Annotated in this window: 29 protein-coding genes; 1 reads left to right on the top strand and 28 read right to left on the bottom strand. The window is 49.6% G+C overall.

Annotation, left to right across the window (positions count from 1 at the left end; translation table 11 throughout):
- Entirely contained in the window at positions 1–684 is a 684-nt protein-coding gene (locus QOR60_RS03965; RefSeq protein ID WP_283582067.1) for an ABC transporter ATP-binding protein, read from the top strand.
- Positions 685–771: 87 nt separating this feature from the next.
- On the opposite strand, the gene QOR60_RS03960 is transcribed toward QOR60_RS03965, so the two are convergent.
- From QOR60_RS03960 to QOR60_RS03825, 28 genes are all read right to left on the bottom strand, one after another.
- Positions 772–2,145: an MFS transporter gene (locus QOR60_RS03960; protein WP_283582066.1), complete on the bottom strand. Its 1,374-nt coding sequence runs from the start codon at positions 2,143–2,145 to the stop codon at positions 772–774.
- 153 nt (positions 2,146–2,298) lie between these two features.
- Positions 2,299–2,691: a 30S ribosomal protein S9 gene (rpsI, locus tag QOR60_RS03955; RefSeq protein ID WP_283582065.1), complete on the bottom strand. Its 393-nt coding sequence runs from the start codon at positions 2,689–2,691 to the stop codon at positions 2,299–2,301.
- An 18-nt stretch (positions 2,692–2,709) separates the two neighbouring features.
- The gene (gene rplM / locus QOR60_RS03950) at positions 2,710–3,153 is read right to left on the bottom strand and encodes a 50S ribosomal protein L13 (RefSeq protein ID WP_283582064.1); all 444 of its coding nucleotides are present in this window, start codon (positions 3,151–3,153) and stop codon (positions 2,710–2,712) included.
- 106 nt (positions 3,154–3,259) lie between these two features.
- On the bottom strand, positions 3,260–4,051 hold the full coding sequence (truA, locus tag QOR60_RS03945) for a tRNA pseudouridine(38-40) synthase TruA (RefSeq protein WP_283582063.1): 792 nt from the start codon (positions 4,049–4,051) through the stop codon (positions 3,260–3,262).
- Positions 4,052–4,082: 31 nt separating this feature from the next.
- Positions 4,083–4,877 carry an energy-coupling factor transporter transmembrane component T family protein gene (locus tag QOR60_RS03940; RefSeq protein WP_283582062.1) on the bottom strand — a complete coding sequence of 265 codons (795 nt, stop codon included), beginning with the start codon at positions 4,875–4,877 and terminating at the stop codon, positions 4,083–4,085.
- Positions 4,870–5,739, bottom strand: a complete 870-nt coding sequence (locus QOR60_RS03935) for an energy-coupling factor ABC transporter ATP-binding protein (protein ID WP_283582209.1) — start codon at positions 5,737–5,739, stop codon at positions 4,870–4,872. Before QOR60_RS03935 ends, QOR60_RS03940 begins: the two co-directional genes overlap by 8 nt.
- Positions 5,715–6,545, bottom strand: a complete 831-nt coding sequence (locus QOR60_RS03930) for an energy-coupling factor transporter ATPase (RefSeq protein ID WP_283582061.1) — start codon at positions 6,543–6,545, stop codon at positions 5,715–5,717. Before QOR60_RS03930 ends, QOR60_RS03935 begins: the two co-directional genes overlap by 25 nt.
- 235 nt (positions 6,546–6,780) lie before the next feature.
- Complete coding sequence (rplQ, locus tag QOR60_RS03925) at positions 6,781–7,158, bottom strand: 50S ribosomal protein L17 (RefSeq protein WP_283582060.1); 378 nt, start codon at positions 7,156–7,158, stop codon at positions 6,781–6,783.
- Positions 7,159–7,183: 25 nt separating this feature from the next.
- A complete protein-coding gene (locus tag QOR60_RS03920) occupies positions 7,184–8,128 on the bottom strand; it encodes a DNA-directed RNA polymerase subunit alpha (protein ID WP_283582059.1) in 945 nt (314 codons plus the stop codon).
- An 81-nt stretch (positions 8,129–8,209) separates the two neighbouring features.
- Positions 8,210–8,596 (bottom strand): 30S ribosomal protein S11, encoded by a 387-nt coding sequence (rpsK, locus tag QOR60_RS03915; protein ID WP_283582058.1) that lies wholly within the window; start codon positions 8,594–8,596, stop codon positions 8,210–8,212.
- Positions 8,597–8,627: 31 nt separating this feature from the next.
- On the bottom strand, positions 8,628–8,993 hold the full coding sequence (gene rpsM / locus QOR60_RS03910) for a 30S ribosomal protein S13 (protein ID WP_283582057.1): 366 nt from the start codon (positions 8,991–8,993) through the stop codon (positions 8,628–8,630).
- A 20-nt stretch (positions 8,994–9,013) separates the two neighbouring features.
- Positions 9,014–9,130, bottom strand: a complete 117-nt coding sequence (rpmJ, locus tag QOR60_RS03905; protein ID WP_283582056.1) for a 50S ribosomal protein L36 — start codon at positions 9,128–9,130, stop codon at positions 9,014–9,016.
- A gap of 38 nt (positions 9,131–9,168) precedes the next feature.
- Positions 9,169–9,387 (bottom strand): translation initiation factor IF-1, encoded by a 219-nt coding sequence (infA, locus tag QOR60_RS03900; RefSeq protein WP_283582055.1) that lies wholly within the window; start codon positions 9,385–9,387, stop codon positions 9,169–9,171.
- 232 nt (positions 9,388–9,619) lie between these two features.
- Positions 9,620–10,279: an adenylate kinase gene (locus QOR60_RS03895; protein ID WP_283582054.1), complete on the bottom strand. Its 660-nt coding sequence runs from the start codon at positions 10,277–10,279 to the stop codon at positions 9,620–9,622.
- Between the two features lie 70 nt (positions 10,280–10,349).
- Positions 10,350–10,493, bottom strand: a complete 144-nt coding sequence (locus QOR60_RS03890; RefSeq protein WP_283582053.1) for a hypothetical protein — start codon at positions 10,491–10,493, stop codon at positions 10,350–10,352.
- An 11-nt stretch (positions 10,494–10,504) separates the two neighbouring features.
- Positions 10,505–11,032, bottom strand: coding sequence for a hypothetical protein (locus tag QOR60_RS03885; protein ID WP_283582052.1), 528 nt, complete (start codon positions 11,030–11,032; stop codon positions 10,505–10,507).
- Between the two features lie 15 nt (positions 11,033–11,047).
- On the bottom strand, positions 11,048–11,560 hold the full coding sequence (locus QOR60_RS03880; protein ID WP_283582051.1) for a hypothetical protein: 513 nt from the start codon (positions 11,558–11,560) through the stop codon (positions 11,048–11,050).
- Entirely contained in the window at positions 11,560–13,074 is a 1,515-nt protein-coding gene (locus tag QOR60_RS03875; RefSeq protein WP_283582050.1) for a T7SS effector LXG polymorphic toxin, read from the bottom strand. The genes QOR60_RS03880 and QOR60_RS03875 overlap by 1 nt, the downstream gene beginning before the upstream one ends.
- A complete protein-coding gene (locus QOR60_RS03870; protein ID WP_283582049.1) occupies positions 13,074–13,430 on the bottom strand; it encodes a hypothetical protein in 357 nt (118 codons plus the stop codon). Before QOR60_RS03870 ends, QOR60_RS03875 begins: the two co-directional genes overlap by 1 nt.
- A 7-nt stretch (positions 13,431–13,437) precedes the next feature.
- Complete coding sequence (locus QOR60_RS03865; RefSeq protein ID WP_283582048.1) at positions 13,438–13,689, bottom strand: TIGR04197 family type VII secretion effector; 252 nt, start codon at positions 13,687–13,689, stop codon at positions 13,438–13,440.
- A 177-nt stretch (positions 13,690–13,866) separates the two neighbouring features.
- Positions 13,867–15,162: a preprotein translocase subunit SecY gene (secY, locus tag QOR60_RS03860; RefSeq protein ID WP_283582047.1), complete on the bottom strand. Its 1,296-nt coding sequence runs from the start codon at positions 15,160–15,162 to the stop codon at positions 13,867–13,869.
- Positions 15,162–15,599 (bottom strand): 50S ribosomal protein L15, encoded by a 438-nt coding sequence (rplO, locus tag QOR60_RS03855; RefSeq protein ID WP_283582046.1) that lies wholly within the window; start codon positions 15,597–15,599, stop codon positions 15,162–15,164. Before rplO ends, secY begins: the two co-directional genes overlap by 1 nt.
- A gap of 32 nt (positions 15,600–15,631) precedes the next feature.
- Positions 15,632–15,814 (bottom strand): 50S ribosomal protein L30, encoded by a 183-nt coding sequence (gene rpmD, locus QOR60_RS03850; protein ID WP_283582045.1) that lies wholly within the window; start codon positions 15,812–15,814, stop codon positions 15,632–15,634.
- Between the two features lie 16 nt (positions 15,815–15,830).
- A complete protein-coding gene (gene rpsE, locus QOR60_RS03845) occupies positions 15,831–16,331 on the bottom strand; it encodes a 30S ribosomal protein S5 (protein WP_283582044.1) in 501 nt (166 codons plus the stop codon).
- 20 nt (positions 16,332–16,351) lie between these two features.
- A complete protein-coding gene (gene rplR / locus QOR60_RS03840) occupies positions 16,352–16,717 on the bottom strand; it encodes a 50S ribosomal protein L18 (RefSeq protein ID WP_283582043.1) in 366 nt (121 codons plus the stop codon).
- Positions 16,718–16,754: 37 nt separating this feature from the next.
- The gene (gene rplF / locus QOR60_RS03835; RefSeq protein WP_283582042.1) at positions 16,755–17,291 is read right to left on the bottom strand and encodes a 50S ribosomal protein L6; all 537 of its coding nucleotides are present in this window, start codon (positions 17,289–17,291) and stop codon (positions 16,755–16,757) included.
- Between the two features lie 30 nt (positions 17,292–17,321).
- Positions 17,322–17,720: a 30S ribosomal protein S8 gene (gene rpsH, locus QOR60_RS03830; RefSeq protein ID WP_283582041.1), complete on the bottom strand. Its 399-nt coding sequence runs from the start codon at positions 17,718–17,720 to the stop codon at positions 17,322–17,324.
- Between the two features lie 36 nt (positions 17,721–17,756).
- Positions 17,757–17,942, bottom strand: coding sequence for a type Z 30S ribosomal protein S14 (locus QOR60_RS03825; RefSeq protein WP_283582040.1), 186 nt, complete (start codon positions 17,940–17,942; stop codon positions 17,757–17,759).

The following is a 17,942-nucleotide window of genomic DNA, read 5'->3' as shown; positions in this document are numbered from 1 at the left end:
ATGCCAGCAATTCAACTTACAAACGTTAATAAGTTTTTCGGCCATGACGCCGCCCGTGTCCACGTTCTCTCCGAGATTAACTTCACGGCCTCGGCGGGGAAAATGGTCCTCATCCTCGGCCCGTCCGGTTCGGGAAAAAGCACACTTCTCACCATTGCGGGGGGCTTACAAACGCCCACAAGCGGAACCGTCACCGTGGCCGGTAAGGCCCTGACGACGATGACTAAAAAGCAACGCGATCAGCTACGGCTCACCCAGATTGGGTTTATTCTTCAGGCATACAACCTGGTTCCTTATCTCACAGTGGCCGAACAGTTTGCCCTGGTGGACCGCGTTAAACGCACCGGCAACCTTAATTCCGCCCAGCTTACCCAGCTCCTGGCGGATTTAGGGATTGCTGAACTACAGCACAAGTACCCGGTGGAACTCTCCGGTGGCCAGCAGCAACGCGTTGCCATCGCCCGCGCCCTGTATCCCGACCCGGCAATCGTGCTTGCCGACGAACCCACTGCTGCCCTGGACAGTCCGCGGGTGGTTAAGGTGGGGCAGCTGCTCGCCACCCTCGCCCGCGAATACCATAAGGCCGTTATTGTGGTTACCCACGACCTGCGGCTCCGCGACTTTGCCGACGAAATTTATCACCTGGAAGACGGGCGGTTGACCAAAGAAGAAATGCCCCAATAACCTAATCCCCGGTAAAACGCAAAAAACGTGGTGGAAGTCACAACCTTCCCCCACGTTTTTATTTGTTAATTCTTCGGCTTCTTAATTTTAACTTTCCTGGGACTGGTGAAACCCTTCTAGTCGCTTATCCCGGGACAACAACGTACAGATAATCGCCCCAATCGCCGCAATGATAAACAGGCCAAAGACGGCCAGCCAGCCCATGTGATCAGCGATAATTCCGATTACCAGGGTCGCAATAACCGCCCCCAACACGTAACTAAACGTTCCTGACAGCCCTGCAGCTGCCCCAGCCGCAATCTTGGGCACAATTCCCATGGCGTACAACCCAATTGTCATTACCGGGCCGTAAATTCCAAATCCCAGACCAATGAGGACCGCGTAATCAGCGAGCAGGTACTGGTTTCCCGCCGGAATGAACCAGTAAATCACAACTAAAACCATGGTTAATACCAGAAAGGCAACGTTGGTTAGTGGCATCGAGTTGTTAAAGACCTTCCGGCAAATCATCATGGCGCACAGCATGCCCAGCACACCGCCAATTTCGAAGAACGAAAAACCGCCCATTCCCGCGGCGGCGTTCACGGCCTTGCCACCAACGCTCTGGGGCGCCGCTAAGAACCGGGGCGCCCATACAACAATCCCGTACCGGAGAACGTAAACGAATGCCCCGTACATGCACGCCCACAGTAGTTTCTTATTTGGCAAAATGTACTCGCGGATAACCACTTTCATCGGCGGTACCGCTGCCGGCTGCTTCTTGGCCGGCAGGTGATGGTACTGTTCCACGGACGGCATCCCAACTGATTCTGGGGTGTCTTCCTGGATAAAGTACACGAACACCGCGATGATAATAACAACAATCCCTGGAAGCCAGTACGCTGCGTGGGCCCGCGCCATCGCGTTATTCCCCGCAATTGCCAGTCCTAATCCAGCCAAAGCAGGCGCAAGGGCACCCCCAAAATTATGGGCAAGGTTCCAGATCGAACCCCACAACGTCCGTTCTTCATCGTCAAACCAGTACACCAGTGACCGGGAACACGGGCCGTACCCCATTCCTTGGAGCCAGCCGTTAATCAGGTACATGACAGTAAAAATCCAAACGGTGGAAATGATTCCCGGAATCACCCCGATTAGGATATTAACAACCCCTGATAAAACCAAGCCCAACGGCAAGAAAATCTTGGCGTTAGAACTGTCCGCAATGTGGCCGGACACAAACTTGGAAATCCCGTACGCCACGTACGACGCACACGAAATAATTCCGATTTGGGTGGCCGACATCTGCAGGATTCCGGAAAGAACCGCCGTGGTATTCCGCACAAAGTAGTACCCCATGTACCCGACGAAAATCCCGATGAAAACGCGCATCCGGTACCGCGGGTAGAGCCGCCGCACCGTCGCATCATCCCGGAGCGGTTGCGCTGGTGGCGGCGCCAATAACTGCTTTACCCAATTCATAGTATCTCCCCCTAAAAAATAATTGGAATAAATGCTCCATAGCTATTATAACAAAAATGTAAGCGTTTTATTAGGAGAACACTATTTTTGCAAACAAAAAAGAACCCAGGAAAAACCTGGATTCTTTTTTCATCGCCATTAACCGAAATCCGATTAACGCTTTGAGAACTGGGAAGCCTTCCGGGCCTTCTTGAGACCTGGCTTCTTCCGTTCCTTCATCCGTGGGTCCCGTGTTAAGAGACCTGCACGCTTCAGTGCGCCCCGGAAGTCCGGGTCAACTTCAAGCAGTGCGCGGGCAATTCCGTGCCGTGTAGCACCAGCCTGTCCTGAGAAGCCACCACCGTTTACGTTAACGAGGACGTCGTATGAGCCCTTCGTTTCCGTAACGTCAAACGGCTGAACCATGACTTCACGTAAGTTTGCAAATGGAATGTATTCTTCTGCAGGCTTGCCGTTCATCGTGATCTTACCAGTTCCCGGAACTAACCGGACCCGGGCAACTGAGTTCTTCCGGCGACCTGTACCGTAGTATTGTACTTGAGCCAATTCGATTTCCTCCTAGATCTAGATTAAGTTCGTAATATCTAATACTTCTGGCTGCTGTGCAGCGTGCTTGTGGTCAGCACCACGGTAAACGTGGAGCTTCTTCAGCTGCTGGCGACCAAGAGTACCCTTCGGCAGCATTCCCTTAACTGAAAGGGCAATGAGCTTCTCGGGATCCTTTTCACGGTAATCACCGGCTGTCCGTTCCTTTAATCCACCCGGATGGTTGGAGTGGTGGTAGTAGACCTTGTTCTTGGCCTTCTTCCCGGTCAACGCAACCTTTTCGGCGTTGATTACGATGACAAAGTCACCAGTATCAACGTGTGGCGTAAACGTTGGCTTGTTCTTACCACGCAGAACAGATGCAACAACCGCTGATAACCGTCCCAAAGGAACATCAGTGGCGTCAACGACATACCATTTCCGCTCAACTTCGCCTGGCTTTGCAATATATGTTGTACGCACGATTATATCCTCCAATTTCTGTATGTTTGACAAACAATAAGGTTAACGGGGCTTACTGTGGGGCAAACAATACCAGCTAATATGATACTCTTTTGCCCCGCACGCGTCAATCGTCTTCCCCGCTTTTTCGGGTTAATTCTGATCCCGGCTGATCATAGTAAACGGCCTTTAAGTAGAGCCCGCTTGCCGGGGCCGTTTCGCGGCATTCATTCCGGTCCTTAACCACGTAGAGCCGTTGAAAATCATGCACTGGTCGCCGGCCCGCCCCAATCTCAAGCAGGGTGGCCACCATAATCCGCACCTGATTATACAAAAAACCATTCCCGGTAAACGAGAAAACCACTTCGTCATTTGCCTGATCCTCCCGCACAGTGGCCCGGTACACCGTTCGCACGTGGTTGGTCGCTTGGCTGCCCGCGGCCACAAAACTCGAATAGTCGTGGGTCCCCTCCACGTCCGGGAGGGCCGCCCTAATTTTATCAAGGTCCAACTTAAACTTATAGTGGCCGGTGTAGTTTCGTTTAAACGGGTTAACAAACTCCCCGCGGCTCACCCGGTAAACGTAGGTTTTCGCGTGGGCCGTATAACGGGCATGGAAACTTTGCGGGACCACTTCACAGGCCACCACTTCACAGTCTAACGGCAGCATGCTGTTCAACCCGCGAAGCATCCCCTGCGCCGGAATGTCGTGGGGAAAATCAAAGTGGATTACCTGGCCGAGGGCGTGCACCCCCGCGTCGGTCCGGCCCGACCCCACCACGTGAACGTAATCGTCCCGTTTACTCATCTTATTGAGGGCCCGTTCTAAAACGCCCTGGACCGTCCGTTTATGGGGCTGCACCTGGTAGCCCGCAAAGTTAGTTCCATCGTAGGCCAGCGTTACCTTATACCGTGGCATCCGCCATCATCCCTTCTTCGTAGAATTGATTTTAAGCACGCAGCCATACCAGCGCACCCGTCAGAAACACGAACACCACCACTGCAATGGTATCCATCAAGTGCCACTGCTGAACCCGGTACTTTGTCCGGTGGGCGCCATCCCGGTAGCCCCGGGCCTCCATCGCGGTGGCAAGATCTTCCGCCCGCTCAAACGAGCTGACAAAGAGCGGCACTAGGAGTGGAATAATCGCCTTAATCCGGTCGCGAATCTTCCCGGTACTAAAGCTGACCCCGCGCGCCCGCTGCGCATTCATAATCTTTTGGGTTTCGTCCATCAGTGTCGGCACAAACCGCAATGCAATTGATAGCATCAACGCAATTTCCGCAACCGGGACCTTTAAAAGCTTCAGCGGGGCCATCAGCGACTCCATCGCATCCGCAATTGCCAGTGGCGGCGTGGTGAGGGTCAGGAGGGTCGACATGCAGATAATCAGCATAAACCGGCAAAACACGAAAATCCCGTTAATAATCCCTCCCGCCGTCAGGGAGAAGATTCCCCAGTGCCAGTAAACGGTGCCTCCCCGCGCAAAAAAAATCTGAAGCGTCACCGTTAGCAGAATCAGCCAAATAAGGGGTCTGACCCCAGCGATAAAGAAGCGCACAGATACCCGGGAAAGGAACACACACCCCAGCGTAAACGCACTTAGTATCAGGTACGTGGCCCAATTATTGGCCAAGAAAATAATGGCAATAAACGCAAAACTAAGGGCTAACTTAGCCCGGGCGTCCATCCGGTGGAGAACCGAATTGCCGGGGACGTACCGCCCTAACAGCAGTTTAGTCATGCCGGCCACCTCCTTGTAGTTGAGGAACAAGCTGATCAGCAAGTTCGTGTTCGGTTAACGGGAGCGGATCAAACGAGAAGCCCCGTGCTGCCAGTTGTTCCGCCATTGCTGCTGTCTGCGGTAACCGCAGGTGGTGCTCTCGCAGCCACTTAGCGTCCGCAAACACCTGCCGCGGCGTCCCCGTCTGCAGCACCTGACCGTGTTCCATCACAATCACGTGATCGGCATAATCCGCCACGTCATCCATCTGGTGGGTCACCAGAATAATCGTGAGGTGATACTCCCGGTGAAGGCGGGCAAACAAGTTCATCATGCTTCGCCGCCCCTGCGGATCCAATCCGGCCGTCGGTTCATCCAAAATCAGCGTATGGGGCTCCATTGCCAGGATGCCGGCAATGGCCGCCCGCCGCATCTGTCCACCAGAGAGGTCAAACGGTGACTGGGTGAGCGTTGTCTCACTTAACCCCACCATGGCCGCCACTTTGCGGGCAATCTGCTCCGCCTCGGCCGCACTCTTTCCAAAGTTCCGGGGTGCAAAGGCAATATCCTTGAGGACCGTTTCCTCAAACAACTGCGCCTCCGAGAACTGGAACACAAATCCAACCTGATGACGGAGGTCACTCAGTTCCTTGTTTTTCGTTGCGGGGGTAATCGTCACCCCATTCACCGTCAGTTGCCCAGATGTCGGCTTAAGCAACCCGTTGAAATGCTGGAGGAGCGTCGATTTCCCGCTTCCCGTGTGCCCAATAATGGCCGTATAACTACCATCCTCAATCCGAAGGGAAACATCCTGCAGGGCCGGCACTGCCATGGGCGTCCCCGCCTGGTAGGTGTAACTTAAATGGTTAACTTCAATTGCGATAACCAGTTCACCATCCCTTCGTTTGTGAGATACTCCTTAGGTACCCGAACTCCGCGGGCAGCAAGCGCCTGCTTTAACCGGGCGGAATACGGGACATCCAATCCCCGGGCGACTAGCGTATCCTCCTGCGCAAAAACGGTGGCCGGGGGAGCTGCCGTCACCACCTGCCCGTTATCCAGCATAATTACCCGGTCCGCCAATCCGGCTTCGTCAATATCATGCGTAATGGTAATAATCGTTAATCCCTGCTCATGAAGGGTCCGCATCAGCGCAACAACATCGTCCCGTCCGGCCGGATCAAGCATACTCGTCGCCTCATCAAAAATCACAATTTCAGGACGCAGTGCCAACACACCGGCAATTGCGACCCGCTGCTTTTGCCCTCCCGAAAGACGACTCGGAGCGTGGTTGGCATACTCTGCCATTCCCACCGCCTTCAGCGCGGCCGCCACGCGCTGGTGCATCTCTTCACGGGGGACTTCTTGATTTTCAAGGCTGAACGCCACGTCACCCGCAACGTCCGCCCCGACAAACTGGTTATCAGGGTTTTGAAAAACCATTCCAACCCGGCGCCGGACATCCCAGATATGCTCTTCGTCGACGGGAATTCCCGCAACGTAAATAGCTCCCGCTGTCAGGGGCACCAGCCCATCAAGCGCCCGGGCAAGGGTACTCTTCCCGCTACCGTTGTGCCCAATTAAGGCAATCCATTCCCCCCGCGTAACCTGCAACGAAACGTGCTGCAGCGCAGGACGATCCTCATCGCGGTACTGCACCGTTACGTCCCGAACATCAATGACCGGCATACTAATCCCCCCTAACCGTGTAATTCCCCCACATTATATCAGAGAACCCGGAACCAGCACCATGATTTCCTGGGAATCCGCCCATAAAGAGTTCCGTATAAAATAAAAAATCACTTTTTACGGTGAATTTTCATCCTCCCGGACTACTTAGGACTAGACTTGGCATTCGCCATCATCATAGCATCCTTCCATCACCGTAAAAGTGACCCTTTACGTATTTAATTCGCAGATTCAATTAAACCAGTTCGATGATTGCCATCTGAGCAGCATCACCACGCCGCCGGTCCATCTTTAAAATCCGCGTGTACCCACCGTTCCGCTCTGCGTAACGGGGAGCAACGTCATCAAACAGCATCTGGAGTGCCGTCTTAACGCTTGCATCTTCGTCGTTGTCGTTGTCAACAACAACGTCCATGATGTAACCAGCAGCCTTCCGCCGGGCGGATAAATCACCCTTCTTCCCAAGGGTAATCATCTTTTCAGCCATCTTCCGTACTTCCTTGGCCTTCTGAACCGTCGTTACGATCTTGCCGTTAACGATCAGATCAGTAGTCAGGTTCCGCAGCATTGCCTTCCGGTGTTCGCTGGTCCGTCCTAATTTACGATAAGCCATCAATAGTCCCTCCTTTATGTTGTTATTAGTCGTCTTGACGAAGACTTAACCCAAGTTCAGCTAACTTACCTTCAACCTCATCGAGGGACTTCCGTCCGAGGTTCCGCACCTTCATCATGTCAGCTTCTGATTTGTCGGTCAGTTCCTGAACCGTGTTGATGCCGGCCCGCTTCAAGCAGTTGTATGACCGAACGGAAAGATCAAGCTCTTCGATGGTCATTTCCAGCATCTTTTCCTTGGCCGTCTCTTCCTTTTCAACCATGATTTCGGCGTTCTTTGCCTCATCTGTCAGGTCGACGAACAGGGTTAGGTGCTCCGTTAAAATCTTAGCGGATAAGCTAATTGCCTCACTTGGCGTCAGTGAACCGTTTGTCCACACGTCAAGGGTTAATTTGTCGTAATCATCCTTTTGACCAACACGCGTCTTTTCAACCTGGTAATTGACGCGCTCGATTGGGGTATAAAGTGAGTCAATCGGTAAAACACCAATTGGCATGTCATCTGCCTTGGCCTTGTTTTCATCAGCCGAAACGTATCCCCGCCCCGTGTTAGCAGACAGCCGGGCGTGGAACGTGGCACCATCAGCAACCGTACAAATGTACTGGTCGGGGTTCAAAATCTCAACATCACTTGACCCCTGGATGTCACCAGCCGTTACTTCAAGCGGCCCGGTCACGTCAATCTCAAGGTCCTGCTTGTCTTCACCGTTGATCTTCAAGGCAACCTTCTTGAGGTTCAGGATAATCTTGGTGACATCCTCTAACACCCCGTCAACGGTTGAAAATTCGTGCAGAACACCATCAATCTGAACGTCAGTGATCGCTGCCCCCGGTAACGAAGAAAGCAGAATCCGGCGTAACGAATTCCCAAGCGTCGTACCGTAGCCCCGCTCTAATGGTTCAACGATAAACCGGCCGTAGTCCTTCGTCTCTTCAATCTTATGAATTTTTGGTTTTTCAAATTCGATCATTAGTAATGCATACCCCTTTCAAAACGCATCGTGTCAGCCAACAAAACCGTTTCGGGACCGTCCCCAACGGTAATGTCGCTATTAAACACGACGACGCTTTGGCGGACGGCATCCGTTATGCGGAACCGGCGTTACGTCCTTGATGGATGTAACTTCAAGTCCTGCAGCCTGAAGTGCCCGAATAGCAGCTTCACGCCCTGAACCAGGGCCCTTAACGGATACTTCAACGGTCTTCATTCCGTGATCCATTGCACTCTTAGCAGCGGCTTCCGCAGCCATCTGTGCAGCAAACGGCGTTGACTTCCGGCTCCCCTTAAAGCCAAGTGCACCGGCTGATGACCATGCAACGGCGTTCCCATGAACGTCCGTAATCATCACGAGGGTGTTGTTAAAGGTTGAGTGAATGTGTGCCACACCGGACTCAATGTGCTTCTTTGCCCGGCGCTTCCGTGACTTCTTAACTGCCATGAACGATCTAACCTCCTTTTATTTTAATTTATTATTTCTTCTTCCCTGCAATTGAAACCGCTGGGCCTTTCCGCGTGCGGGCGTTGTTCTTGGTGTTCTGACCACGAACTGGTAAGTGCCGCCGGTGACGAAGGCCTCGGTAAGAGCCAATTTCAGAAAGACGTTTGATGTTCATGGAAACTTCCCGCCGAAGGTCCCCTTCGACGTCGTACTTGTTAACTTCCACCCGGATCTTGTCTTCCTGTTCGGCTGTCAGGTCACGAACGCGAACGTCTTCTGAAACGCCTGCGTCTGCTAAGATCTTCTTAGCACGTGAGTTACCGATTCCATAAATGTAGGTTAACCCAATGACAATCCGCTTGTCACTTGGTAAGTCAATCCCTGCAATACGAGCCATTACAATTACACCTCCTTATCTTATGATCCTTGACGTTGCTTGTGCTTCGGGTTATCGCAAATAACCATAACGCGACCCTTGCGCTTGATTACTTTGCAGTGTTCGCACATTGGTTTAACTGATGGTCTTACTTTCATGAATCATACCTCCTAAAAAATTTTTTTCGAAGGACAATCTATTTAAAGCGATAGGTAATGCGACCCTTAGTCAAATCGTAAGGGGACATTTCAACCGTTACCCGGTCACCCGGCAGAATCCGAATGTAGTGCATCCGAATCTTTCCGGAAACGTGGGCAAGGATTTCGTGCCCGTTCTCAAGTTCAACTTTAAACATCGCATTGGGCAACGTTTCTTTGATTGTCCCTTGAATCTCAATCACATCATCTTTCGCCACGTAAAAGTACCTCCTTAAATTGGTTGTGAAACTTTACCCGTCGTCGAACACGTGAGTAGTTTCCCATCCGGGAGAGTCCCACCATTTTCCGCGAGCTAGCGCAAAAAGTGCAAACTAAGCCCATTGAAAAAGTAAACCTGAATTATCATAGCACACGAAATAGCTTTCGACAAGCATCCGCACCATAATAATCCAGGTTATCTAAAGTTAATGCTAATTAGCGGCCTGACCGCTACTTAATGGAATCCAAAACCTGCTTGATTGCCGCAAAAACAGCATCAATGTCCTGGTTTCCGTCCACGTTATGAAGAATTCCCTTCTGCTTGTAGAAGTCCAGCAGAGGCGTGTTCATCTTCATGTTGACGTCCAGCCGGTTCTTAACCGTTTCCGGCTTGTCGTCATCCCGCTGGAAGAAGTTGTGGCCACCACACCGGTCACACGTTCCCTCAACCTTTGTCGGGTTGAAGACCTTGTGGTATGTTGCCCCACAGTCGCGGCAAACAAACCGGCCAGTTAACCGCTCCATCAGTGACTCCGGATCAACATCAATGTTAATCACGCAGTTCAACGGCTTACCTAATTCTGCGCCAAAGTGGTCGAGCGCTTCGGCCTGGACCATGTTCCGCGGGAAACCGTCCAGCATGTAGCCGTCGTTGACGTCATCTTCGGCCAACCGGTCCTTGACGATTCCGTTGGTGACTTCATCCGGAACCAGTTCACCCTTGTCGATGTACTTCTTGGCTTCCTTGCCCATTTCCGTTCCGTTCTTCATGGCAGCGCGGAAAATATCACCCGTTGAAATGTGCGGGATCTTGTATTCGTCAACAATCCGCTCAGCCTGGGTCCCCTTACCGGCGCCCGGTAACCCCATCAGCATTAAGTTCAATGCCATTTCGTACCATTCCTTCCACTATATAAGTCTACCTGCCCAGTATACCGCAGGCCGCCCGGAATTTTAAGGGCTAGTGAATGACCGTCAGAATCTCGTCCATTGGCTGGCGGGTCTTCTTCGGCTGTTCCATCACCCGGAATCCGCCAACGCAATCCGGCCAGTCAACGATAATCATTAAAGCTCGGTCGATGCCATGAAATAAACGATTGTCCATTAGTCAGCTCCTCACCATATAAAGTCCATCCACGGAGTAAAGTTAAACTGAAAGTTCATGCGGTGCCCAATTTGATCAAGTTGCGCGTTCCACTCCCGTTTAACCTTCCGCACCATTTTCTGACTAGCATAACTTGTAGAATTATCATATGAAACGTCATACGATTCCAACCGCTTCATGTGATCGGTGAAAATGTACGTTGATCCATCTTTGGTTATTACAAGACACGCATCTTCTCCCTGATCCTTAATCGTGAAGTCCTTAGTTTTAATGATTATGCCTCCCCAACGGGCACGACTAATATCAACTACCTGTAGCCCCCGCAGAATCCACTCCTTATAGTTACCATTCTTCTTCATCAACTGCTCGTTAGTTTCCGGAAACCCCGTTTGTAAATGATTGGCCAAGTACATAGTTCGTTGCTGGGCGGTCTCAACGTGATTGAAGAAGAAAATTCTAAAACAACCGATGCTTCCTATCAGGAGGTATAAAACAGTTACGGTTATTGTCATATATTTGACGATGCCACCCTTTTTCATTTTCTGGCCCTCTGATCACAGTCCAAAGTCCTTCCACGGCATAAGGTTAAATTGAAAATTCATTCGGTGTCCGATTTGATCAAGACGAGCATTCCATTCGCGCATAACCTTTCGCTGCGTTTTCTTACTACAACCACCCAGCTCAGTCATTTGATCATTAAATGTGTACCTTGTTCCTTCTGAATCTGTTACTGTACAATAGTCATTTAACATATATAGGATTGTATAATCCTTCGTTTTGATGATTAATCCCGGGCAACTAGCCAAAGTGGGACAAATAACGTCTAACCCCTTCATTTTGGCGTGCTTAAAGTGCCCGTTCTCCTCCATCAACTGCTCGTTCGTTTTGGGGTAACCGGTTAATAAATGATTAGCTAAGTATTCCGTTCGCTGCGGAGCCGTTTCGACGTGGTTAAACCTAACTATCCGCTCGGAACTAATTGCCACCGCAGCGACTATCCCGCATAATATGACTACAACAATAATCATCAAGGTCCGGTCAATCCCATGAAATAAACGATTATCCATTAGTTAAAAAGCGCCTCGATTCCAGTTGATTTACTATCTAAATACTGCTTGAAACTCTTTTTCGCCCTGCTAATTTGAGACCCATTAACTTTATAAAAGGTTAATACATCATCCTCAGGCGTCCACGCGTTAATTTTTACGTTTATATTTTTCCAACCACCATTATTCTTTATAAACTCCGTTTTTCTATTGATTGTCCCATCTGCAATTCCCTCGTAATAGTTTACTGGGACATTAAAGGCCTGTTTTATGCTTTGTGCCTTCATCATCCGCCGATATATATTTTCCGCATCAACATCGGCAGAAAAATCAGCATTACTATAACTTCCGGATACAATATCTCCCCGATAGGAAACGTTATCTTTAAATTCATTCTTGACACCATGATCGCTAAACGACATCCCCAATCCTCTCGAAAAGCAGTAGGAAAGAGCTACTGTTCCGTAATTAGAAGCATAGTTAGTCTTAGCTTCACCAGTTAGTGAAGCTATAATAACCATCTCATGTGCCATATCAACCTTACTTGAAAAGTACCTATGTTGCGCATTTACTAATTTCCGTCCAATTGACGCTGCTCCGTATTTTTCTAAAAGCATGGAAAACTGATCTTTAGGTATATCGCACCCTGCCTGTGCCCACACAAACTTTTTAAACATACCTTTCCCATATCCACCTAGGTTAGCAACAAGCCTGCTGTACTCATATATCGCCCACTTTTTCCCTTTATGATGTTTCTCAGCATAATGTTCGACCCCTTGTTGAAGCTTATACAAATCTACAGCAGTAGGCTTATCAATCCCAAAGGCTTCACTCATGACGTCAATAAAACGTTGCCGGCGAGTATCATACTTTTCTGCCAAAGCATTAACTTCATCAATCCAATTTAACGCTGACTTACTTGGCATGCTGATAGTTCCATTGTTATGGATTCCATTATTCATTTCAGCAATTCCGTTCCGGGCAGCAGCCAACAGGCGCTGAGCATCCTGAATCAGACTCGCAGATTGCCCATCAAACTCATGTAGGTGATTCTTAATCTGACGTAACCGCTGGATTGCTTGCTCAATATTACCCACCAGTTCATTACATCCCCGGATACTATCCGCAAATCCCGTGGTATCCTGCCCGGCATCACTTGCTTTTTGCTTAAGGTGTGATAATTGCTGAATGGTTCCCATCAGCTGTCTTTTCATTTGAACTAGGCGCTGAATCTTCATGTCAAGCTCTTCATCTGACCAGCTTTTCGTGTCAACCATTGACTCGTACTGTGTGACCATCTTATTAGCGGACCTAGCAATTGCCTCACAAGCCACCCGTAGCGCCCGCCAGGCATTTACTACAACAGCCATTCCAAAATCCTTCGCTTGGGTATACCCCCGCCCGGATAACTTACTATTATCAGAAAACATGGTAATCACGTTCTGAATACTATCTACCTGGTCATTTAGCTGATTACTCACCCTCCGCAATGAGTTAACCTGTTCCTTAGCGGCCGTTAATTTCATTCGTACCATTATTCTTCCTCCATTCGATGAATAACCTGCTTTTTTAACTGATACAGTTCATCCTGTTCCCTTTTATTGCTTTGGAGATCCCGTTCACAGTTTTGAACCTGTGTACTTATGCCACCTAAAATTCGATTGCGATAACCTACCCAATTTCGCCCTATTGCAGACAATTCTTGCGCATATCGGCTGTGATATGCGCCGTTTGATACCTGGTCGTTCACATTAGCAATTGTTCGTAAAAGTCCCTCGGTATTATCCAAAATCTCCTTCGTTTCCCGGTTTAATTCACGAAGGGACGCTTCCTCCGTTTCTGCAGCAACTAGTTGGCGGTTTATCTCCCGGTATTCTTCATCTAAGTCCATCATTTAATCACCTGTATGAATTACGATCAGTCGCCTTGTATGCTTCATGAGCCCGTTGAATTGCACTAGCATACCGCTCCGTTGCTTCCTGAAGATTCGAAACTTCACCCTTTAATTCAGCAATAATACTAGCTAATTTCGTATTTCCCTGATAATTAGATGCACCATCCCGGTCAACGGATATCCTTATTTTCCCATTAACCTGTCTCAGTGTCGTCGCTACCGTTGATGCAGAACTAGTACTTTTAATCGTTGTCATGAGCATCCCCCATATTCTCACAAGATTATCGCTAGTATATAATTAGCTTTTTCTAAAGTCAATTACTTTTTAAAATAAACAAATGGAGTAGTTGCTAATATTAATGATTGGCAAGCACCAAAAAAGGACTACAACCATACTGGTCATAGTCCTTGTAATCATTGTTATTCGCGTTAACTATTCCCGGATGAAGCCGACGTACTTCCGCTTCATCATCATGCCTTCCATCTGGCGGACCGTGTCAAGCGTAACCCCGACCACGATCAGCAAACTTGTTCCTCCCAGTCCGATTGACTGGTTCAACCCGAAGATTGCCGATGCAACCAGCGGGATCAGTGAAACAAACCCAAGGAAGAGGGCCCCAACTGAGCTCAACCGCATCAGCAGCCGGGAAACATACTTCTGCGTTTCCTTCCCCGGCCAAACTGACGGAATGTAACTTCCTTGTTTTTGTAGGTTCTCCGCGAGTTTTTCAGGGTTCACCTGAACAAACGCGTAGAAGAACGTGAAGACAATGATTAGGATGGTGTATAACGTCATTCCTGGAACCGTCTGCATGTTAAAGACGTCTGTTGCGACCTTAAACCACGTAGCGCCCTGGAACTTCGACGTAAAGGCCATTAAAATCGTCTGCGGCGTTGCGATAAACGAACTAGCGAAGATCACGGGGATCACCCCAGCGACGTTCACCTTCAACGGGAGAAACGAATTATCACTCGTTCCCGCCATCCGCCGGGTATACTGGATTGGCACCCGGTACTTGGCTTCCTCAACGTAGGTCACAAAGACCACGATGATTAAGACTGCTACCACGAGGGCAACAACCTCGGCCACCGGCACCCAGATGTTTCCAGGTGCTGAACCGAACCATTCCTTGACAACCTCATGGATTGCACTCGGGGTCCGGGCAAGAATCCCGGCCATAATGATAATGGATACCCCGTTTCCGATTCCACGATCGGTAATCATGTCCCCCAACCACGTCGTAAACATTGTTCCGGCAGTCAGGATAATCCCGATCATCAGGTACGTTGAGAGGCTCGGCCGCTCAATTAAGTGCAGTCCACTCAGTGCGTTAAACCCAGCGGTAATTCCAATTGATTGTACAAACGCAAGCACAATCGTCAGGTAACGCGTTACCTGATTTAATTTCCGCCGACCGACTTCCCCCTGCTTACTCCACTCCACAAACCGCGGCACAATGTCCATCTGGAGTAATTGCACCACAATTTGGGCGGTGATGTACGGGGAAACCCCCATTGCAAGGATGGAGTAGTTCGTCAGCCCACCACCACTGAAAGTATTCAGGATACTGACTAACCCCGTTGACGCAACGGTTTCTAGCGCCTTTGCGTTAATCCCGGGGACGGTGATATAAGTGCCTAGACGAAAGACAATCAAGATACCCAGGGTAAAGAGCAACTTCTTGCGAATCTCCTTCACCTTCAGGGCATTCTTCATTGTTTTAAGCATTAAATCACCTCAGCGTTCCCACCAGCGGCTTCAATGGCTTCCTTAGCTGAAGCGGAGAACTTGTGCGCCTTAACGGTCAACTTCTTGTTCAGTTCGCCGTTCCCAAGGATCTTGATTCCATCCTTTTCGTTCTTAACGATGCCCTTTTCAACCAGGATAACTGGTGAAACCTCGGCACCATCTTCAAACCGGTCGTTCAGCGTTGATAAGTTAACAACCGCGTATTCCTTCCGGTTAATGTTGTTGAAGCCCCGCTTTGGCATCCGCCGAAAGAATGGCATTTGGCCCCCTTCAAAACCAAGCCGGATCGTGTTACGAGCTTTTTGCCCCTTCTGGCCACGGCCAGCGGTCTTCCCCTTACCTGCTGAAGTCCCACGACCAACACGCATCCGTGCTTTCCGTGAACCTTCGCTCGGCTTTAATTCATTTAATTTCATTGGGTTGGCACCTCCTTATATCATTATGGTAATTATTTAACCAGTTCGACGTCGACTAAGTGGTTAATCTTCCGAATAGCACCACGCATTGCGGCATTGTCCGGAACGATGGCTGAACTGTTAATCCGGCCTAACCCGAGTCCCTTAACGATTTTCCGCTGAGACTGAGGACGTCCAATGACAGAGTGCTTTAACGTAACCTTAATCTGAGCCATAATTCAGTCCTCCTTCTTATTCAGCCAGGTGCTGAACTGAAACGCCCCGTAATTCGGCAACGTGTTCAGCACTCTTCATCCGGGTCAACCCATCAAAGGTTGCCCGTACAACATTAACCGGCGTGTTTGAGCCGATTGACTTACTTGTCACATCGTCAACCCCGGCAAGTTCCATAACGGCACGAACGGCGCCACCAGCAGCAACCCCAGAACCGGCCGTTGCTGGCTTCAACATAATCCGGCTTCCGCTGTATTGACCGATGATTTCGTGAGGAAGCGTTGTTCCAACGATTGGCACTTCAATTAAGCTCTTCCGTGCAGCATCAACGGCTTTCCGGATGGCTTCAGGAACTTCCTGCGCCTTACCGGTCCCGAACCCAACGTGACCGTTGTGGTCGCCAACGATAACCAGCGCAGCAAACCGTAAGCGCCGGCCACCCTTAACAACCTTCGTAATTCGGTTGATTGCTACAACGCGATCTTCTAAATCTAATTGTGCTGGATCGATAAAAGTCATAAACGGTATTCCTCCTTTTCCTAAAAGTCTAAGCCATTTTCACGTGCAGCTTCAGCTAAAGCCTGAACGCGTCCATGGTACAGGTATCCACCACGGTCAAATACAACTTCCTTGATACCCTTGTCTGCAGCACGCTTAGCAACCAGCGCACCAACTGCACTCGCCTGTTCAGTCTTGGTGCCGGCGCTAATTTCAATATCTAATGTAGAGGCACTAACCAGCGTCACACCCGCTACGTCATCAATTACTTGAGCGTAGATGTTTTTGTTTGAACGATAAACATTTAAGCGTGGGCACTCAGCAGTACCAGAAATCTTTCCCCGAACACGGGCGTGACGCCGTTGCCGCGTCTTGTTCTTGTCTGGTTTCGAAATCACAATTTTCACCTCTTAATTTAGTTACAGCGGTTATGCTGCATATTTATTACTTACCAGTCTTACCTTCCTTACGCCGTACGTACTCGCCAACGTAACGAATTCCCTTCCCCTTGTATGGTTCCGGCTTCCGGGTCTCACGAATCCGGGCAGCGCAGTCGCCGACCTTTTCCTTGTCAATTCCGGAAACGGTAATCTGGGTTTGAGACGGGCATTCAAACTTGATACCCTCTTCTTCTTCAAAGTTAACTGGGTGGGAGTACCCAACGTTTAATACAAGGGTCTTCCCCTTCATCTGAGCACGGTACCCAACCCCGCGTAACTCGAGTTCCTTCTTGAAGCCGTTTGTTACCCCTTCAACCATGTTGTTGAAGTTGGCCCGGGTTGTCCCGTGCAGTGACTTCATCTTGTTGTCATCTGATGGCCGGTCGAAGGACACCGTTGAACCATCAATCTTCATCGTAATCTTTTCAGGGAATTCCCGGGTTAATTCACCTTTTGGTCCCTTTACGGTTACCATGTTACCGTCGCGCTTAACCTCAACGCCTTCTGGTAACTCAACTACTTTATAACCAATCCGACTCACGAGTATGCCACCTCCTGTCGTTATTAGATCTTACCAAACGTAGGCTAATACTTCGCCACCGATGTTCTTAGCACGGGCGTCCTTATCAGTCATAACCCCTTCTGAGGTTGACAGGATGGCAATCCCTAACCCGTTTAACACCTTCGGCACAGCGTCAGCCTTAACGTATGAACGTAATCCTGGCTTTGAAATCCGCTTAATACCAGAAATAACGCGTTCCTTGTTCTTACCATACTTCAGGAATACACGGATGATACCCTGCTTGTCATCATCAATGTATTCAACATCGCGGATAAATCCTTCGTCCTTCAGGATATCAGCGATGGCATGCTTGATTTTTGATGCAGGAATTTCAACTGATTCGTGGTGCGCCATGTTAGCGTTCCGAATCCGGGTTAAGAAATCTGCAATTGGATCACTCATAGCCATGTTATTTTTGCCTCCTTCGTCCTTGTAGTCGCTGAATTACCAGCTAGCCTTCTTCATGCCAGGAATTTGTCCCTTATGAGCAAGTTCGCGCAGGCAAACACGGCATAACTTAAACTTCCGGTAAACAGAATGTGGCCGGCCACAACGTTGGCAACGGGTGTATTCCTGCGTTGAGAACTTTGCTGGCCGCTTGTTCTTAGCAATTTGTGACTTTTTAGCCAA

Origin of the sequence: Ligilactobacillus hohenheimensis, from assembly GCF_947381805.1 — a bacterium.
In the GTDB taxonomy this organism is placed as follows: domain Bacteria; phylum Bacillota; class Bacilli; order Lactobacillales; family Lactobacillaceae; genus Ligilactobacillus; species Ligilactobacillus hohenheimensis.
Note: the sequence above shows the minus strand (reverse complement) of the source record. Positions and strands in the feature narration are given on the sequence as shown.

What these genes read in the sequence shown, in the direction of transcription:
- rplQ (WP_283582060.1), bottom strand. Translation starts at nt 7,158, where the DNA reads ATGGCTTATCGTAAATTAGGACGGACCAGCGAACACCGGAAGGCAATG.
- QOR60_RS03890 (WP_283582053.1), bottom strand. Translation starts at nt 10,493, where the DNA reads ATGGACAATCGTTTATTTCATGGCATCGACCGAGCTTTAATGATTATC.
- rpsK (WP_283582058.1), bottom strand. Translation starts at nt 8,596, where the DNA reads ATGGCAGTTAAGAAGTCACGGAAGCGCCGGGCAAAGAAGCACATTGAG.
- truA (WP_283582063.1), bottom strand. Translation starts at nt 4,051, where the DNA reads ATGCCACGGTATAAGGTAACGCTGGCCTACGATGGAACTAACTTTGCG.
- rpsH (WP_283582041.1), bottom strand. Translation starts at nt 17,720, where the DNA reads ATGGCTATGAGTGATCCAATTGCAGATTTCTTAACCCGGATTCGGAAC.
- rplO (WP_283582046.1), bottom strand. Translation starts at nt 15,599, where the DNA reads ATGAAATTAAATGAATTAAAGCCGAGCGAAGGTTCACGGAAAGCACGG.
- QOR60_RS03885 (WP_283582052.1), bottom strand. Translation starts at nt 11,032, where the DNA reads ATGAAAAAGGGTGGCATCGTCAAATATATGACAATAACCGTAACTGTT.
- QOR60_RS03875 (WP_283582050.1), bottom strand. Translation starts at nt 13,074, where the DNA reads ATGGTACGAATGAAATTAACGGCCGCTAAGGAACAGGTTAACTCATTG.
- secY (WP_283582047.1), bottom strand. Translation starts at nt 15,162, where the DNA reads ATGCTTAAAACAATGAAGAATGCCCTGAAGGTGAAGGAGATTCGCAAG.
- QOR60_RS03940 (WP_283582062.1), bottom strand. Translation starts at nt 4,877, where the DNA reads ATGACTAAACTGCTGTTAGGGCGGTACGTCCCCGGCAATTCGGTTCTC.
- QOR60_RS03930 (WP_283582061.1), bottom strand. Translation starts at nt 6,545, where the DNA reads ATGCCGGTCATTGATGTTCGGGACGTAACGGTGCAGTACCGCGATGAG.
- rpmJ (WP_283582056.1), bottom strand. Translation starts at nt 9,130, where the DNA reads ATGAAAGTAAGACCATCAGTTAAACCAATGTGCGAACACTGCAAAGTA.
- QOR60_RS03880 (WP_283582051.1), bottom strand. Translation starts at nt 11,560, where the DNA reads ATGGATAATCGTTTATTTCATGGGATTGACCGGACCTTGATGATTATT.
- rpmD (WP_283582045.1), bottom strand. Translation starts at nt 15,814, where the DNA reads ATGGCTCAGATTAAGGTTACGTTAAAGCACTCTGTCATTGGACGTCCT.
- QOR60_RS03920 (WP_283582059.1), bottom strand. Translation starts at nt 8,128, where the DNA reads ATGATCGAATTTGAAAAACCAAAAATTCATAAGATTGAAGAGACGAAG.
- QOR60_RS03895 (WP_283582054.1), bottom strand. Translation starts at nt 10,279, where the DNA reads ATGGCATTGAACTTAATGCTGATGGGGTTACCGGGCGCCGGTAAGGGG.
- QOR60_RS03960 (WP_283582066.1), bottom strand. Translation starts at nt 2,145, where the DNA reads ATGAATTGGGTAAAGCAGTTATTGGCGCCGCCACCAGCGCAACCGCTC.
- rpsE (WP_283582044.1), bottom strand. Translation starts at nt 16,331, where the DNA reads ATGACTTTTATCGATCCAGCACAATTAGATTTAGAAGATCGCGTTGTA.
- rpsM (WP_283582057.1), bottom strand. Translation starts at nt 8,993, where the DNA reads ATGGCTCGTATTGCAGGGATTGACTTACCAAGTGACAAGCGGATTGTC.
- QOR60_RS03870 (WP_283582049.1), bottom strand. Translation starts at nt 13,430, where the DNA reads ATGGACTTAGATGAAGAATACCGGGAGATAAACCGCCAACTAGTTGCT.
- QOR60_RS03865 (WP_283582048.1), bottom strand. Translation starts at nt 13,689, where the DNA reads ATGACAACGATTAAAAGTACTAGTTCTGCATCAACGGTAGCGACGACA.
- QOR60_RS03965 (WP_283582067.1), top strand. Translation starts at nt 1, where the DNA reads ATGCCAGCAATTCAACTTACAAACGTTAATAAGTTTTTCGGCCATGAC.